Source organism: Streptomyces sp. NPDC085932 (assembly GCF_044540525.1).
GTDB lineage: Bacteria > Actinomycetota > Actinomycetes > Streptomycetales > Streptomycetaceae > Streptomyces > Streptomyces levis.
Map to the genome: position 1 here is coordinate 161,416 of NZ_JBITSJ010000001.1, position 16,462 is coordinate 177,877.

Annotated in this window: 11 protein-coding genes; 10 read left to right on the forward strand and 1 reads right to left on the reverse strand. The window is 73.3% G+C overall.

The annotated features are described in order from the left end of the window. Positions 1–534: 534 nt before the first annotated feature. From ACIGAQ_RS00680 to ACIGAQ_RS00695, 4 genes are all read left to right on the forward strand, one after another. Positions 535–930, forward strand: a complete 396-nt coding sequence (locus tag ACIGAQ_RS00680; RefSeq protein ID WP_094053930.1) for a cell division protein SepF — start codon at positions 535–537, stop codon at positions 928–930. Positions 931–1,026: 96 nt separating this feature from the next. Continuing rightward, positions 1,027–2,376, forward strand: coding sequence for an ATP-binding protein (locus ACIGAQ_RS00685; RefSeq protein WP_399778105.1), 1,350 nt, complete (start codon positions 1,027–1,029; stop codon positions 2,374–2,376). Then, on the forward strand, positions 2,369–2,695 hold the full coding sequence (locus tag ACIGAQ_RS00690) for a nucleotide pyrophosphohydrolase (protein ID WP_362278193.1): 327 nt from the start codon (positions 2,369–2,371) through the stop codon (positions 2,693–2,695). Before ACIGAQ_RS00685 ends, ACIGAQ_RS00690 begins: the two co-directional genes overlap by 8 nt. A 197-nt stretch (positions 2,696–2,892) precedes the next feature. Continuing rightward, positions 2,893–3,363: a DUF6099 family protein gene (locus tag ACIGAQ_RS00695; protein ID WP_362278191.1), complete on the forward strand. Its 471-nt coding sequence runs from the start codon at positions 2,893–2,895 to the stop codon at positions 3,361–3,363. A 270-nt stretch (positions 3,364–3,633) separates the two neighbouring features. On the opposite strand, the gene ACIGAQ_RS00700 is transcribed toward ACIGAQ_RS00695, so the two are convergent. Further along, the gene (locus tag ACIGAQ_RS00700) at positions 3,634–3,807 is read right to left on the reverse strand and encodes a hypothetical protein (RefSeq protein ID WP_311683230.1); all 174 of its coding nucleotides are present in this window, start codon (positions 3,805–3,807) and stop codon (positions 3,634–3,636) included. Positions 3,808–4,046: 239 nt separating this feature from the next. On the opposite strand from ACIGAQ_RS00700, the gene ACIGAQ_RS00705 reads away from it, so the two are divergent. From ACIGAQ_RS00705 to fxsT, 6 genes are all read left to right on the forward strand, one after another. Continuing rightward, a complete protein-coding gene (locus tag ACIGAQ_RS00705; RefSeq protein ID WP_311683228.1) occupies positions 4,047–4,970 on the forward strand; it encodes an LLM class F420-dependent oxidoreductase in 924 nt (307 codons plus the stop codon). A gap of 156 nt (positions 4,971–5,126) precedes the next feature. Further along, positions 5,127–6,590 (forward strand): 3' terminal RNA ribose 2'-O-methyltransferase Hen1, encoded by a 1,464-nt coding sequence (locus tag ACIGAQ_RS00710; protein WP_399778108.1) that lies wholly within the window; start codon positions 5,127–5,129, stop codon positions 6,588–6,590. Then, a complete protein-coding gene (locus ACIGAQ_RS00715; protein WP_399778110.1) occupies positions 6,587–9,163 on the forward strand; it encodes a polynucleotide kinase-phosphatase in 2,577 nt (858 codons plus the stop codon). The genes ACIGAQ_RS00710 and ACIGAQ_RS00715 overlap by 4 nt, the downstream gene beginning before the upstream one ends. Positions 9,164–9,319: 156 nt before the next feature. Further along, positions 9,320–10,834, forward strand: coding sequence for a hypothetical protein (locus ACIGAQ_RS00720; protein ID WP_399778112.1), 1,515 nt, complete (start codon positions 9,320–9,322; stop codon positions 10,832–10,834). Between the two features lie 16 nt (positions 10,835–10,850). Next, positions 10,851–11,945, forward strand: a complete 1,095-nt coding sequence (locus tag ACIGAQ_RS00725; protein WP_311683218.1) for an AAA family ATPase — start codon at positions 10,851–10,853, stop codon at positions 11,943–11,945. Then, positions 11,945–16,435, forward strand: coding sequence for an FxSxx-COOH system tetratricopeptide repeat protein (gene fxsT, locus ACIGAQ_RS00730; protein WP_311683216.1), 4,491 nt, complete (start codon positions 11,945–11,947; stop codon positions 16,433–16,435). Before ACIGAQ_RS00725 ends, fxsT begins: the two co-directional genes overlap by 1 nt. The last annotated feature ends 27 nt before the right edge of the window (positions 16,436–16,462 follow it).

The window sequence follows — 16,462 nt, forward strand, 5'->3', positions numbered from 1 at the left end:
GTCGTGCCCGTGTTCCCGAGCCGATTCTACGACGGTGTAGAAAACGGCGGGAGCGCGCCCGGATCCGTCCTGGATTCCCGGGCCGGTTCCCAGCAGGCCGTTCGGCAGCGCCAGGTCGGTACCCGGCCGGATCTGGAGGAACAGGTCGGCCTTGGCGGCGGTGGTGGTGCGGCACGGGTCCACCACGATCAGCTCGGCACCCGCCTTGACGCGCTCCATCCCTTGGCCGGCCGCGCATCAGCGCGGTGGTCAGCCACCCCGGCGCGGACAGCGTGTCCGCCGCCGCGCCCTTGGTGCACAGCAGGCCGGCGCTCGGGATCGTGGTCGTGGTCGTGGTCGTGCACCGACGGTACGAATCGCCCGTCACGCCACGATCACGCCGCCTGGTCATCGGGAGTCGCAGCCCGTCGCGCAGCCGACATCCGGCCGTTGTGAGGTGCACTGACATCGCGGAGCGTGTCGCAGTTGGGCCGAACGGGTGACTCTGCGCAAGAATTGCCCGATGCAGACAGCCAGTGCGAGCCAGGACGGAGCATGCCGGTGAACAGCCACGATGTCACCGACGAACAGTGGGAGGGGCTCGCCCAGGTCGTGCCGCTGCGGGGCCGGGACGCCTGGCCCTCCTCCGTCGGCCACCGCTCCATACCTGAGGCCGAGACCGAGGCGCGGCGCCGTTTCGTCGTGCTGCGCGTGAACGTCTTCGCCGACGCCCGGGACGTCGCGGAGACCCTGATGGCGGGCGTGCCGGTGCTGCTCGACCTGACCGGCGCGGAGACCGAGGTCGCCAAGCGGGTCCTGGACTTCAGCACGGGGGTCGTCTTCGGTCTGGCGAGCGGGATGCACCGGGTGGACCGGAACGTGTTCCTGCTGACACCGGCCGGGACCGAGGTCACCGGGCTGATGGAGGGGGTCGGGGTGCCAGGGGCGTGAGGCGGTGGGGGCCCCGCCGCCCCGAGGTCGCCCGATCGTAGGAACGCCGCGGGGGCGGAACGGTTCGTCCCGCCCGCGGACCCCTACGGTCCGCTTATGACGCCGCCCCCCGACCCCGCCACACCCTCCCGCCCGTCCACCCGCCCCGTCCCCGCTCCGGCCGCCCCGCTCACTTCGGTTCCGGCCCCCGCCCCCGTGCATCCCGACCGCCCCCGCATCACCGAACTGCGCCTGTCCGCCTTCGCCGGGCACCGCCGGACCGTGCTCCCGCTCGGGCGGCTCACCCTCCTGGCCGGCCCCAGCGGCTCCGGCAAGTCCAGCGCGCTGCGGGCCTACGAGGCGCTGGCCCGGCTCGGAGGCGGGGCCGTGCTCGGCGAGGCGTTCCCGGACCCCGTCGTCTGCGTCCCGGAACGGGCCCGGCCCGACGCCCAGAACCGCCGGGGCTTCCGCATCGGCTGCACGGCCGACGGCCCGGCCGGTCCCGTCCGGCTCGACCTCGCCGTGCAGGCCGAACCCGAGCCCCGCATCGTGGGCGAGCGGCTCACCTCCGGCAATCTCGTCCTGCTGGAGACCGCCCTGCGCGACCCGGGCAAACGCGCCGTCCAGGCCGCCTGGCACACGGGCGGTCCGACTCCGGTGACCCGCGGCCCGCTCCCCGACGACCGGCTCGGCACCGCCCTGCTGCCGCTGCGCGTCGCGGGCCGGACCCCCGGGCAGCGCAGGGTGCTGGCCGCCGCCGAGCAGATGGTCGTCGCCCTGCGCTCCGTCTTCGTCTGCGACCCCGAACCCGGCCGGATGCGCGTCCCCGTACCGGCGGGCCCGGGCCGTCTGCTCGGCGACTGCGCGAACCTGGCCGAGGTGCTGTGGCGCACCCGCGCCGAGTGCGGGCGGCGGCACGCGCGGTTCGTGGCGGCGGTGCGCGCGGGATGCGCCGGGCCGGTGGCGGACGTGCTCGCGGAACGGGTGGGGCAGGACCTGGTCGTGGGGCAGGCGAGGCAGGGCGGGCCCGCGGAACGGGCGGGACGGGTGCGCACCGGACGGGGCGGCGCGGGCGGTGCTGCCCGGCCGCTCGCCGACGGCCCCGCCCTGCCGGACGGCGTCGGCGCCGTCCGGGCCGCGCTCGACCGCGGCGACGGCGTCCGTACGGACCTGGTCCGGCTCGGCGACGGCGAACTCCGTTACCTGGCCCTGTCCTTGGTGCTGCTCACCGGTCCCGGTGTCCTGGAGGTCGACCCGGCAGGCGAGGTGCCCGCCGCGCTGCAGACGCTCACCGTCCTGGCCGACGGACTCGACCGCGCGATGGACCTACGGCAACGGCGGGAACTGCTGGGCCTCGCGGCCGCGATGGGCGAACGGGGGCACATCCGCCTGGTCGGCGCGGTCAGCGACGCCTCCTGGGCCGCCGGGGCCGAGGGTGTCACGGTGGTACACCTGGACCGTGACTGATCCCCTGGACGTGGCCACCCTGCAACGCCGGCTGGCCGATTTCGCCGCCGCGCGCGACTGGCAGCGGTACCACACCCCCAAGAACCTGGTCGCCGCGCTCAGCGTGGAGGCGTCCGAACTGGTCGAGATCTTCCAGTGGTTGACGCCCGAGGAGTCGGCGGGCGTGATGGCCGACCCGGACACCGCGCACCGCGTCACCGACGAGGTCGCCGACGTGCTCGCGTACCTGCTCCAGCTGTGCGAGGTGCTCGGCATCGACCCGCTGGCGGCCCTGGACGCCAAGATCGACCGCAACGAACGCCGGTTCCCGCTGCCCTAGTGCGGTCCGGCCCGGCGGGGGAGTGGCGCAGTCCGCTTGTACGCTACGTAACCAAAAGGCGGCCCGAATCCGAATTGTTGTCCGTTAATTTCCGTCTTCCTCTGGCTTTTGGTCTCACGGGCCTTCACTCTGGGTAGTGAACAAGGGAGTTCGGGCAGACGGACGCGCGGGGCGCGTCGGACAGACGGGGGCAGCGCATGGACGCGGTGCGGCTCATCGTGACGAGCAGGCGGTCCCTGGCCGCGGGCGGCGAGGCGGGGGAGGTCATGGCCGAGGTGTGGCAGGCGCAGGCGCTCGCGCAGGCGATAGGGAGCCGCCTCGCGGTCGCCGGACCGCCCGAACTGCGCGGTGAGGCCCTGGGGTTGACGGAGCTGGCGGGGCGCGGCTGCGGCGTCCTGGACGCGCCCGAACTGGCCCCGGGCGAGCTGCGGGCGGGCCAGCTCACGGAGCTGGGCGACGCCCGCCACACCTTGATGTACCTCGGCGGCCTCCTCGGCGAGGTCGGCATCGCCCTGGTCGCCCTGGCCTGCGCCGCGGCCGACGAGGGCACGTACTGGCAGTGCATGGAGGCCATCGACGCGGCGGACGAGTCCCGCGACCGCGTCCTGGAGATGCTCCGCAGACTCGCGGACCGCGAACAGGGGGTCCCGGAGCGGGAGGCGGGCTGAGGCCGGAGGGCGAGACCCGGACACGGCCCCAGTCCCAGGGACGGCCTCAGCCCCCGGGAGGCCCCAGTCCCAGACGCGGCCCCTCGTTCCCGGTTGGGCCCCCAGTCCCAGACGCGGCCCCAGTCCTCGGGACGGCCTCAGGCCTGGGCACGGCCCGCCGTTCCCGGTTGCGCCCCCAGTCCCAGACATGGCCCCTCGTTCCCCGGACGCGCCCCCAGTCCCGGACACGGCCCCCCATCCCGGACGCACCCCCTCCGTAGCCGCCCAGGCCTAGCCGGCCCGGCCCTCCTCCACCGCCTCCCGCCCCGCGTCCCCCGAGGCCTGAAGGTCCGCGTCCAACGCCGACAGGTCCGCGTTCAACGCCGCCATCAGCTCCTCCATCTGCTGCAACAGCCCTTTCGGCTGCCCGGTCCCGCCCTGCTGCGGCACGGTCTCTTCGGACATGACGGCCTCCTCGGCCCCTGGCCCCCCGGGGAGGCCGACGCGGGTGACGCACCGGCGGTGACCGGCCGGTGCGGAAGCCGGGGGCTCCGGCTCCGCCCGAGCCAACGATCACCACCGGGGGCGGTCACTGGCCCGGTCCCGCGCGTCCTGCGGTATTGACGTAATTTCACCCGACCGGGGACGCGGTGGGACGGGGGACCGATCGCGTGATCAGCCGCCCCGGCGTGCAGGATGGAGGCATGGATCTTCGCATCTTCACCGAGCCCCAGCAGGGGGCCACCTACGACACTCTGCTCGCCGTCGCCAAGGCCACCGAGGACCTCGGCTTCGACGCCTTCTTCCGTTCCGACCACTACCTGCGCATGGGCAACGTGGACGGCCTGCCCGGCCCCACCGACGCCTGGATCACCCTGGCCGGCCTCGCCCGCGAGACCAAGCGCATCCGCCTCGGCACACTGATGACCGCCGGCACCTTCCGGCTGCCCGGCGTCCTCGCCATCCAGGTCGCGCAGGTCGACCAGATGTCCGGCGGCCGTGTCGAACTCGGCCTCGGCGCGGGCTGGTTCGAGGAGGAGCACAAGGCCTACGGCATCCCCTTCCCCAAGGAGAAGTTCGCCCGGCTCGAGGAGCAGCTGGAGATCGTCACGGGCCTGTGGGCCACGCCCGCCGGCAAGACCTACGACTTCCACGGCACCTACTACGACCTCACGGACTCGCCCGCGCTGCCCAAGCCGGCCCAGGCGAAGATCCCCGTCCTCGTCGGCGGCCACGGCCCGACCCGCACCCCGCGGCTGGCCGCCCAGTACGCCGACGAGTTCAACATGCCCTTCGCCTCCGTCGAGGACAGCGAGCGCCAGTTCGCCCGGGTGCGCGCCGCCGCCGAGGAGGCCGGCCGCAAGGGCGACGACCTGACCTACTCCAACGCCCTCGTCGTCTGCGTCGGGCGGGACGACCAGGAGGTGGCCCGCCGGGCCGCCGCGATCGGCCGCGAGGTCGACGAGCTCAAGCTCAACGGCCTGGCCGGCTCCCCGGCCGAGGTCGTCGACAAGATCGGCCGCTACGCCGCGATCGGCTCCCGCCGCATCTACCTCCAGGTGCTCGACCTGGACGACCTGGACCACCTGGAGCTGATCTCCTCGCAGGTGCAGTCGCAGCTGTCGTAGCGGCCGGGCCCGTCCGCCGCCGATAAACGAAGGCGCTGGTGGGCACAGGTGTGCGAAGCTGTGGGCGTCGTCCTGCCGGGCCCCCGGGATCACCACTCCTGGGGGCTTTCGCGTACGGCACCGCAGACATCCGACCCGGCCGGAGAGGCCCTCCGCATGTTCCTGACGATCAGTACCACCGGCACCCCAGAGCGCCCCGCGACCGACCTCGGCTACCTGCTGCACAAGCATCCCGACAAGGCGCAGGCGTTCTCCACCTCCTCCGGCACCGCGCACGTCCTCTACCCCGAGGCGGACGCCCGGCGCTGCACGGCGGCCCTGCTGCTGGAAGTGGACACGGTGGCCCTGGTCAGGAAGGGCAAGGGCAAGGGCCGCGGCGGCGCTCCCGACGCGGCGCTCGCCCAGTACGTCAACGACCGCCCCTACGCCGCCTCCTCCCTGCTCGCCGTGGCGCTGGGCAACGTCTTCTCCAGCGCGATGAAGGGCGTCTGCCACGCCCGTCCGGAGCTGCCTGGTCAGGCCAGGCCGCTGCGGATCGAGGTGCCCGCGCTGCCCGCCCGCGGCGGCCCGGCCCTTGTCGCGAAGCTCTTCGAGCCGCTCGGCTGGACGGTCACCGCGGAACCGGTGCCGCTGGACACCGAGTTCCCCGGCTGGGGCGACTCGCGGTACGTGCGTCTCGTCCTCGAATCCGGCACGCTCACCCTCGCCGAGGCCCTGCGCCACCTGTACGTGCTGCTCCCCGTCCTCGACGACGCCAAGCACTACTGGGTCGCCCCCGACGAGGTCGACAAGCTGCTGCGGGCCGGTGAGGGCTGGCTGCCCGGCCACCCGGAGCAGAAGCTGATCACCAGCCGCTACCTCGCGCGCCGCTGGTCACTGACCCGCCAGGCGACCGAGCGGCTGGAGCTCGTACGGCTCGCCGAGGCCGACGACAGCGAGGTCGAGACGATCGACAACGCCGTCGAGGCGGAGACCGAGACGGAGGAGAAGCCCACCCCGCTGGCCGTGCAGCGCCGCGAGGCGATCGTCACCGCGCTGCGGAACTCCGGGGCCTCCCGCGTGCTCGACCTGGGCTGCGGCCAGGGCCAGTTGGTGCAGACGCTGCTCAAGGACCCGGCGTTCACCGAGATCGTCGGCGTCGACGTGTCGATGCGCGCCCTCACCATCGCCTCCCGGCGGCTGAAGCTGGACCGCATGGGTGAGCGGCAGGCGTCCCGCGTCACGCTCCTCCAAGGCTCGCTCACCTACACCGACACCCGCCTCAAGGGCTACGACGCCGCCGTGCTCAGCGAGGTGATCGAGCACCTCGACCTGCCCCGGCTGCCCGCCCTGGAGTACGCCGTGTTCGGCGCGGCCCGGCCGCGCACGGTCCTCGTGACCACCCCCAACGTCGAGTACAACGTGCGCTGGGAGACCCTCCCGGCCGGCCACGTCCGGCACGGCGACCACCGCTTCGAGTGGACCCGCGACGAATTCCGGGCCTGGGCGCAGGCGGTGGCCGAACGCCACGGCTACACGGTCGCGTACGAGCCCGTGGGACCCGACGACCCCGAGGTGGGACCGCCCACCCAGATGGCCCTGTTCACCCTGACCGGCCCGAAGGAGGCGAAGGCGGCATGACCGACGAGACGCAGGGGCGCGTGCTGCCCGTCACCGACCTGTCCCTGGTGGTGCTGATCGGCGCCTCAGGCTCCGGCAAGTCCACTTTCGCCCGCAGGCACTTCAAGCCGACCGAGGTCATCTCCTCCGACTTCTGCCGCGGCCTCGTCTCGGACGACGAGAACGACCAGAGCGCCACCAAGGACGCCTTCGACGTCCTGCACTACATCGCCGGCAAGCGTCTGGCCGCCGGTCGGCGCACGGTCGTGGACGCGACCAGCGTGCAGTCCGAGGCCCGCCGCCAGCTGATCGACCTGGCCCGTCAGTACGACGTGCTGCCCATCGCCATCGTGCTCGACGTGCCCGAGGAGGTGTGCGCCGAGCGCAACGCGGCCCGCAGCGACCGCGCCGACATGCCCCGCCGGGTCATCCAGCGCCACACCCGCGAACTGCGCCGCTCCCTCAGGCACCTGGAGCGCGAGGGCTTCCGCAAGGTGCACGTCCTGCGCGGCGTCGAGGAGGTCGAGCGTGCCACGGTCGTCACCGAGAAGCGCTTCAACGACCTCACCCACCTCACCGGACCGTTCGACATCATCGGCGACATCCACGGCTGCGCCGCCGAACTGGAGGCCCTGCTCGGCAAGCTGGGCTACACCGACGGCGTCCACCCGGAGGGCCGCACGGCCGTCTTCGTCGGCGACCTCGTCGACCGCGGCCCCGACAGCCCCGGCGTGCTGCGCCGCGTGATGTCCATGGTGAAGTCCGGCAACGCGCTGTGCGTGCCCGGCAACCACGAGAACAAGTACGGCCGCTACCTGCGCGGCCGCAACGTCCAGCACACGCACGGGCTCGCGGAGACCATCGAGCAGATGGCGGGCCAGAGCGAGGAGTTCGTCGCCGAGGTGCGGCAGTTCCTCGACGGGCTCGTCAGCCACTACGTCCTCGACGGCGGCCGGCTCGTCGTCTGCCACGCCGGGCTGCCCGAGAAGTACCACGGCCGCACCTCCGGCCGGGTCCGCAGCCACGCCCTGTACGGCGACACCACCGGGGAGACCGACGAGTTCGGCCTGCCGGTGCGCTACCCGTGGGCGGAGGAGTACCGCGGCCGGGCGGCGGTGGTCTACGGCCACACCCCCGTCCCCGAGGCCACCTGGCTCAACAACACCATCTGCCTGGACACCGGCGCCGTCTTCGGCGGCAAGCTCACCGCGCTGCGCTGGCCGGAGCGCGAGCTGGTCGACGTACCGGCCGAGCGGGTCTGGTACGAGCCGCTGAAGCCGCTGCGCAGCGAGGCGCCCGGCGGGCACGACGGCCGCCCGCTGGACCTGGCGGACGTGCACGGCCGGCGGGTCGTGGAGACCCGGTACCAGGGGCGCGTCTCGGTCCGCGAGGAGAACGCGGCGGCGGCCCTGGAGGTCATGAGCCGCTTCGCGGTCGACCCGCGGCTGCTGCCCTACCTGCCGCCGACCATGGCCCCGACGGCCACGAGCCACGTCGACGGTTACCTGGAGCACCCGGCCGAGGCCTTCGCCCAGTACGAGCGGGACGGCGTCGCGCGGGTCGTGTGCGAGGAGAAGCACATGGGCTCGCGGGCGGTGGCCCTGGTGTGCCGCGACGCGGAAGCGGCGCGCAAGCGCTTCGGCGTCGGGGGCACCTCCCGCTCGGGCGCAGCCGGGAGTGGGGGAGGGCCGACCGGCTCCCTCTACACCCGCACCGGCCGCCCCTTCCTCGACGACGACACGCTCACCGAGGCGATCCTCGACCGGCTGCGCACGGCGATCGGCGAGGCGGGCCTGTGGGACGAACTGGAGACGGACTGGCTGCTGCTGGACGCCGAGCTGATGCCCTGGTCGCTGAAGGCGTCCGGGCTGCTGCGGTCGCAGTACGCCGCCGTGGGCGCCGCGTCCGGCGCGGTCTTCCCCGGGGCGCTGGACGCACTGCGGGGCGCCGCCGAGCGGGGCGTGGACGTGTCCGGCCTGCTGGCCCGCACCGGTGAACGCGCCGCCGACGCCGCCGCGTTCACCGCGGCCTACCGCCGCTACTGCTGGACCACCGAGGGCCTGGACGGCGTCCGCCTGGCGCCGTTCCAGATCCTCGCGGTCCAGGGTCGCAGCCTGGCCGCCCTGCCGCACGACGAGCAGCTCGCCCTCATCGACCGGCTCGTCGAGCACGACGGCAGCGGCCTGCTGCAGACCACCCGCCGGCTCTACGTCGACACCGCCGACCCCGAGTCGGTCCGGGCCGGTGTCGACTGGTGGCTGGAGATGACCGGCCGCGGCGGCGAGGGCATGGTCGTCAAGCCGGTCGGCGCGGTCGTCCGCGACGGCCAGGGCCGCCTGGTCCAGCCCGGCATCAAGTGCCGCGGCCGGGAGTACCTGCGGATCATCTACGGCCCCGAGTACACCCGCCCGGAGAACCTCGCCCGCCTGCGCTCCCGCTTCCTCAACCACAAGCGCTCCCTGGCGATCCGCGAGTACGCACTCGGCCTGGAGGCCCTGGACCGCCTGGCCGGGGGCGAGCCGCTGTGGCGGGTGCACGAGGCGGTGTTCGGGGTGCTGGCGCTGGAGTCGGAGCCGGTGGATCCGCGGCTGTGACCCCGCGGGGCGGTCTCCGGCCGGCTTCGCGCCACTCCGGCGCGATCCGGCCGGGGGCCGTGATGCCGGTCCCAACCGTCCCTGGTGAACCGTGGGTTGCCGTGCTAGCTTCGCTGGTCGGTCCAGGCAGGTGAAACCGACTCAGGGGGAAAGTCGGTGCAGACAGGTGCGGCGCCCGGCGCGTCCGGCGACTCCGGACAGCAGGCGGATTTCGAGCTGCTGTTACAGCTCACCGAGGTCCTCTGCGAGCTGGGCTGCGTCGAGGACGCGCCGAGCCGGGTGCAGTTCGCCAGTCTCCTCGCGGGCCAGCTCCGCCGGCCGGTCGACCTGCGCGGCGTGCGGCTCCGCGAGGACGTGGTGAGCCTGGTGACCGCCGCGTTGAGCGTCCCGGGCGGCGAGCACGTACTGGTCGGGGTGGTCCGCATCCTCGAAGGCGCCCCGGCCGGGGACGAGCTCGAACGGCTGATCACTCCTGCGCCCGTCCTGATCGGGCCGCTGTCCAAGGAGGACGAGAAGAGCGCTCGCGTCGCCCTGTGGCGCGGCGACCTGCCCGCCGCACGCTTACGGGACGGGCTGGCCGAGGAACTGCCCGGTCTCGACCTGCCCGACGGACTCACCCCCGAACAGCTCTTCACCCACCTGCTCGAATGGAACGTGCAGGAGGACGGCCTGCCGCCCGCCGTCCTGCTCCTGGACCACGCGGCCCGCCTCGCCCGCACCCTCGACCACCGCCACACCCTGACCGCCTGGGTCGACGACTGGGCCGTGCGCGCCGGGCTGACCGCCGAGGTGGCGAGACGCCGGGACAGGCGCGCCGCGGTGGTCTGGTCGCCCGACATCCCCCGCACCCTCGTCGTCGCCGTCGAACCGGCCCGGGACGGCAGCTCCGACGTGACCGTGCGGACCTGGACGAACGCCACCCCCGGCCGCTGGGACCCCCGCCCCGGCGAACCGGACACCATCCCCCTGGACGACCTCGGCCGAGCGGTCGACAAGGCGCTGCGGCGCGGCACCCAGCTCTGGCTGGTTCCCCGCGAGCCGGAGGCGGGCGGACTCCGGGAGCCGCCTGCGTACATAGAGTTCCTCCTTCCGTACGATCTGATGAACCACGATGTGGCCGGGTTGACGTTCGCCATCGGCGACGGTGAGCCCACTCCGCTCGGCCTGCGGTACGGAGTGCATCTACGCAGCCTCGAACGCATGCGTACGGACAATGCCGTGGTCCGGCAGCAATGGCAGCGGCGCTGGGCGGCGCTGAAGCAGCACGGGATCACGGTGCACGCCTGGCGGGAGGCGGACGCCCGCCGGCTGCGCGCATGGCAGATCGCTCTCGCGGGGGAAACAAGAAGTACGGCGGTGCTGTTGGACGCGCCGAGCGGGGCGTCCGCCCTGGAGGCACTCAAAGCGGCGATCGCGGAGGGGATCGGGCTGGCCGTCTGGGACCGCAGAGGCGTGTTCATCGAGGAGAGGCGCGAGGTGGTGACCGCGGTCTTCGCGGCCGTCACGATGCCCGTACAACTCCCTTCCGTCATGCATCGCATGCGCCTGAACGCCGAGAGCGGCGCGCAGGACGCGGTCCAGTACCTCGCCAGGAACGTCGGCTTCCTGTGGGACGACCCCACGCGTGTCGTCGACGTGCAGACCAGCGACCCCGGCGATCTCGCCGGCTGAGCCAGGAGGCTTCGGCATGAGCGCACAGGAACGGACGGCCGCGGACGACTGGCGGGTCTTCCACGCCACCGGACGCCCGCAGGACGCCCCACCCGTGCTGCCGGACCCACCGCCCTGGCGGAGGTTCCGCGGCGGCCCGGCGCAGGACCCGCCACCGGACGACGCCGAGGCGGCGCTGCGCCGCCTCGGCCCCGGCGGCCTCACGCCCCAGCTCGACGAGGAACAGATCGAGACGGTCAACGCGGCCCTGCTGCTGCGCCGCCCCCTGCTGATCACCGGCCCGCCCGGCGTCGGCAAGTCGACCCTCGCCTACCTGATCTCGCGTGAGCTCGGCCTCGGCCGGGTACTCGAATGGAACATCGTGAGCCGTACGAGCCTGCGCGACGGCCTGTACGTCCACGACGCCATGGGCCGCGCCCAGGCCATCGCCGCCTGGCAGGCGGGACTGCGCGACTCGGCCCGGGCGGAGCCGGTGTTCGAGGACGAAGCCGAACAGGGCGTCAACTCCCCGCCCTTGTCAAAGGATCGTCAACTTGCGCCGGTAATAGGCGAGTTCATTACACTGGGACCGCTGGGTACCGCCCTGCTGCCCTACGAACGGCCCCGGGTGCTGCTCGTCGACGAACTCGACAAGAGCGACATCGACTTGCCCAACGACCTGTTGCACGTTCTGGAGAATGGAAGTTATGAGGTTCCCGAGCTGGTGCGCGACGCCGCCGACGCGGCGCGCGTGCACACCAGCGATCCGGGAGGCCGGGCGGTGGTGCGCGACGGGCGTGTCGAGTGCCGGGAGTTCCCGGTCGTGGTGATCACCAGCAACGGGGAGCGCGAGTTCCCCGCCGCCTTCCGTCGCCGCTGCCTGCCGATGGAGATGCACACCCCCACCCGGGAGCAACTACTGGCCATGGTGGAAGGGCACCTGGGGCTCAGGCCGCGTGGCACCGAAGACCTCGTCGACCTGTTCGTTCAACGGGTCCAGGCGGGCGGCGTCCACTCCCTCGACCAGTTGCTCAACGCTGTCCAGATGACGACCGCGGGTGGTTTCCAGGCCGACGGTGACGGGCGTAAGCTCGTCGAATTGCTGCTCCGCGACCTCGCGAAGGGCCGCTGATGACCCGGGAGCGCGCATCCGGACCGGGCGACGGGGATCCCGCATCGGGACCGCCGCCTCCTTCGGTGTACCCCGAGCCGCTCGCGCACGCGAGTGAGCGCGGAGACCGGGTCCCCGCCGCTCCCGAACCGTTCGTGCCGCGCTGGCAGGAGTTCGCCGACGCCGTGTGGCTCGCCGCGCACCGGAGCCGGTACGGCGGTCCCGGCCCGGCGGGCCGGGAGGTGCCCACCGAGCGGGCCGCACTCCCACAGGAGCCCGAGGCCCCACCACCGTCCCGGCCACCGGCGGCCGACGAGGACCTCCCCGGCCGCCCCGAGGGAGGCGAGGACGTCCCCGCCCAGCCCCCGCCCGCGCTCCGCACCCCCGCCGCGCCCGACCTGCCCGGCGACCGCCCGGCCACCCCGGCCGACGACCGCGTCTTACCCCACCCCGAAGGCCGCTTCACCCTGCACCTCGGACCGCCACTGCTGCCCCGCGCCGAACCCGACCCGTCGGGTCCCGGCCGCTTCACGGCCCTGCTCGCGCGCGCCCTGCACCAGCTGGCCCGCCGCATCCCGTCCCGCGACAGCCTGGAGCTGGACGAGGAGACCACGGCCGAACAAGGCCTCGTCGACGGGCTGTGGATGCCGTTCCTGCGCCCCTCCCGCGTCTCCGCCTTCGAGCTGGTGCTGCTGCTCGACGACGCGCCCACGATGCGGATCTGGGAGGAGAGCGCCGCGCGCCTGGCCCGGGCCGCCGAGCACAGCGGTGCCTTCCGCGGCGTGCGCACGCTACGGGCGACCGTGCCGCGCACCGGGACCGCCACCCTGCGCTGGGCCACCGGACGGCCCGTCGCCGATCCCGCCGAACTGCTCGACGGCCGGGGCAGCCGGATCTTCCTCGTCGTCACGGACGGGCTCGCCCACGGCTGGGCCGCCACCGCCGCCGACGACCTGCTCGGCCGCCTCGCCCACGCCGGCCCCACCGCCCTCGTCCACCTGCTCCCGCCCCACCTGCGCCACCGGTCCTCGCTCTACCCCTACCCGGCCGTCCTGGAGGCCGGGGGTTTCGGCGCCCCCAACGGCAGCCTCGGACACTGGGCGCCGCCCGGCGGCCCCGACCCGATGCGCCCGCTGCCCGAGGCGGGCGACGACTCCGTCGCCGTCCCGGTGCTCTCCCTGAAACCCGCCTCCCTCGCGGCCTGGTCCGACCTGGTCACCGGCGGGCGGGGCGTCCGGCGTTCCCTGCCCGTGGTGCTGGCCGGCGCCCTCAGCAAGGGCGCGCCCGCCCCGGGCCTGCGCGCCCCGCGCCTGCCCCGGGCCGCAACGGCCGCGGTACGGCGCTTCTTCAGTCTCGCCACCCCCTCCGCTCGCCGTCTCGCCACCCAACTCGCCGCTGTCCCCTTCGACTTCGACCTCGTCGAGCAGCTGCGGCGGCGCGTCGTGCCGGAAGCCGGTCCCGACCACCTGGCCGAGATCCTCATGGGCGGGCTGATCGACTGGGACGGTGCGGGGGAGGGACGCCCCGAGTTCGCCGAGGGCGTCCGGGAAGCCCTGCTCGCCACCACCACGCGCAGCCAACTCGCCCGCACCGTCAGCCTGGTGGGCGACCTGCCCGCCGCCGGGGAACGGGGCGTCGCCCTGCGGGCCGCCCTGCACGACCCGCTGCGCACCAGGCTGCCCGACCCCGCCGAGCGCGGCTGGGCCCGCAGCGAACTCGCCGTGATGCGTGCCCTGTCGGGGCCCTACGCCGACCGGGCCAGGCGCATCGAGCCGAACCTCTCCAGGAACCCGCCCGCAGCGGCGGAACGGGTGGACAACGGCGCGTCCCCCCAGCCACCCCCACAGGTGAAAAATCCGGGCGCAACGCCCCCAATCGGCCCAGCGGACGTCAACCCGGATCCGGCTGTGTCCGATCCGACCGGAGAATCCGCGCCGTCACCGACGGTCGGCCCCGACCCACAACAGACCCCGGAGGCAGAGCCGCTCATGCAGCGCACCACGACCGCAACGCCGGCCCTACTGGTGAACGTGCCCATGCGCAACACATCGTTCGTCGGCCGCCAGGCGCTGCTGAGGGCCGTGGAGGAGCAGCTCGCCGCCCAGGACACCGCCGCCGTGCTGCCCAACGCCCTGCACGGACTCGGGGGCGTGGGCAAGTCCCAGCTGGCGCTGGAGTACATCTACACCCACCAGCGCGACTACCGGATCATCTGCTGGATCCCCGCCGAGCGCGAGAGCCTCATTCTGGCCGCGCTCTCCTCGCTCGCCTCCCAGCTGGGCGTCGCACCGGCCGGCCAGGACAGCCTCGGTGCCGCCGCCGCCAACACCGCCGTCCCCGCCGTACTGGAGGCCCTGCGCACCGGGACGCCCTACGACAACTGGCTGCTGGTCTTCGACAACGCAGAGGACATCGAAGCGGTGCGCGGCTACTTCCCGCACAACGGACCCGGCAAGGTCATCGTCACCTCACGGAACCGCGGCTGGGAGCGGGTGGCCACCTCCCTGCCCGTGAACGTCTTCGAGCGCGACGAGTCCATCGAGCTGCTCCAGAAGCGAGCCAAGGACCTGCCCCGCGAGGACGCGGACCGGCTGGCCGAGGCCCTCGGCGACCTGCCGCTCGCCGTGGAGCAGTCGGGGGCCTGGCTCGGGGTCACCGGGATGGAGGTCGACGAATACCTCGAACTCCTCGCCCAGCGCAGCCCGGAGATCCTGGAGATCGAGCAGAGCCCCGACTACCCGGTCTCCGTGGCCGCCGCCTGGGACATCTCCCTGGAGCGGATCAGGCAGAACAATCCCGGAGCCCGCCAACTGCTGGACATCTGCGCCAGCATGGCCCCCGAACCGATCCCCAGGTCGATCCTGCGCAGCAGCCGGGGCGTCAACATCACACCGCAGATCGACCCGATGCTGCGCGAGCCGATCAAACTGAACCGGGCGATCCGCGACCTCAGCCAGTTCTCCCTGATCAAGGTGGACCCGCGTGCGGGCACCCTGCAGATGCACCGCCTGCTCCAGACCGTGCTCCTCGCCAAGCTGAGCGAGGAGGAACGCGAGCGGATGCGCGACGCCGCCCACCAACTGCTGTCCGCGGCCAACCGGGGGCCCTACGGATCCTCCCAGGAGTGGCGCGACTACCAGGCGCTGCTGCCCCATGTGCTCGCCTCCCAGGCGGTGACCAGCACCGACCCGTACGTGCGCGACCTGGTCTACGACACCATGTGGTTCCTCTACTACTGGGGCGACCACGAGGGCGCGGCGGCCTTCGGCCGGCAGGCGTGGAGCGCCTGGCTCGCCGCCTCCGGCGAAGAGGACATCTACGTCATCCGCATGACGAAGGGCGTCGCGTTCCTGCTGCGCCAGGTGGGTCAGATCGCCGAGTCGATCCCGCTCACCGAGAAGGCGCTGGAGGTCTCCCGCCGGGTGCAGGTCGAGCCGGAGGAACTCATCGACTCCCTGTGCGAGATGTCCGACGCCCACCGGTACCAGGGACGGTTCCAGCAGGCCCGGGACCTGGGCAAGGAGGCCACCGAGCTGGCCCGTTCACTGTTCGGGCCCGAGGACCAGGCCACGCTGAGAGGCGCTCACAGCTGGGGCGTGGACCTGCGGCTGTGCGGGCACTTCAAGGAGGCGCTGACGCTGGACGAGGAGACCGCCCGCCAGCGCGACGTGCTGTTCGGCGACGCCAGCTTCTTCACGCTCAACACCCTGCACTGCGTGGGCATCGACACCAGGGAGGCGGGCCGCTACCCCCAGGCGCGCGAATTCCAGGAGGACGTCTACCGCCGGGCGCTGTCCGCGCTGGGTGAGAAGCACCCGCTGACCCTGCGCATCGCCCGTGAGCTCGCGGTCTGCCGCCGCCGGGACGGCGAACTCGCCGAGGGCGCCAAGCTCGCCGAGGAGACCCTGCGCCACTTCAAGTCCCGCTACGGCGACGAGCACCTCGACTCGCTGACCACGGCGACCAACGTCTGCGTCGACCGGCGCCTGGCCGGGGACCTGGAGGGCTCCCGGCGCATCGCCGAGTCCACCGCGGCCAGGCTGGCGCGGCGCCTCGGGCCGGACCACGCGCACACGCTGGTGATCAGGGCCAACCTGGCCGCCACCGAGCGTGCCCTGGGCTCTCTGGACGTCGCGCAGGAACTGGAGGACGACGTGGTGCGCCGGCTCGGCGACACGGTCGGGGCGCAGCACGTCATCACCCTCACCGTCGGCATCGGCCGGGCCAACACCGCGTACGCGCGGCTCGATTTCGAGCAGGCACACGCGATCGACTCCGCCAACCTGCCGCACCTGACCGAGGTGTCGGGCGCCGATCACCCCCTCACCCTCTCCTGCACCTCCAACCTCTCTCTCGACCTGCGGGGACTCGGGCGGGCCGACGAGGCGGACGTGCTGCAGCGCAAGGCGGTGGAGGGCCTTGCCGCGGTGCTGCGCAACGACCACCCCTGGCTCCAGGCCGCCCGGCAGCGTCGCCGCATCGAGTGCGACATCGCTCCCATGCCGATGTGACACCGGCCGCGCCGGTTTGCCCGGCCG

Coding starts and splice junctions, on each gene's coding strand:
- ACIGAQ_RS00680 (WP_094053930.1), top strand. CDS start 535: ATGCCGGTGAACAGCCACGATGTCACCGACGAACAGTGGGAGGGGCTC.
- ACIGAQ_RS00685 (WP_399778105.1), top strand. CDS start 1,027: ATGACGCCGCCCCCCGACCCCGCCACACCCTCCCGCCCGTCCACCCGC.
- ACIGAQ_RS00695 (WP_362278191.1), top strand. CDS start 2,893: ATGGACGCGGTGCGGCTCATCGTGACGAGCAGGCGGTCCCTGGCCGCG.
- ACIGAQ_RS00700 (WP_311683230.1), bottom strand. CDS start 3,807: ATGTCCGAAGAGACCGTGCCGCAGCAGGGCGGGACCGGGCAGCCGAAA.
- ACIGAQ_RS00705 (WP_311683228.1), top strand. CDS start 4,047: ATGGATCTTCGCATCTTCACCGAGCCCCAGCAGGGGGCCACCTACGAC.
- ACIGAQ_RS00710 (WP_399778108.1), top strand. CDS start 5,127: ATGTTCCTGACGATCAGTACCACCGGCACCCCAGAGCGCCCCGCGACC.
- ACIGAQ_RS00715 (WP_399778110.1), top strand. CDS start 6,587: ATGACCGACGAGACGCAGGGGCGCGTGCTGCCCGTCACCGACCTGTCC.
- ACIGAQ_RS00725 (WP_311683218.1), top strand. CDS start 10,851: ATGAGCGCACAGGAACGGACGGCCGCGGACGACTGGCGGGTCTTCCAC.
- fxsT (WP_311683216.1), top strand. CDS start 11,945: ATGACCCGGGAGCGCGCATCCGGACCGGGCGACGGGGATCCCGCATCG.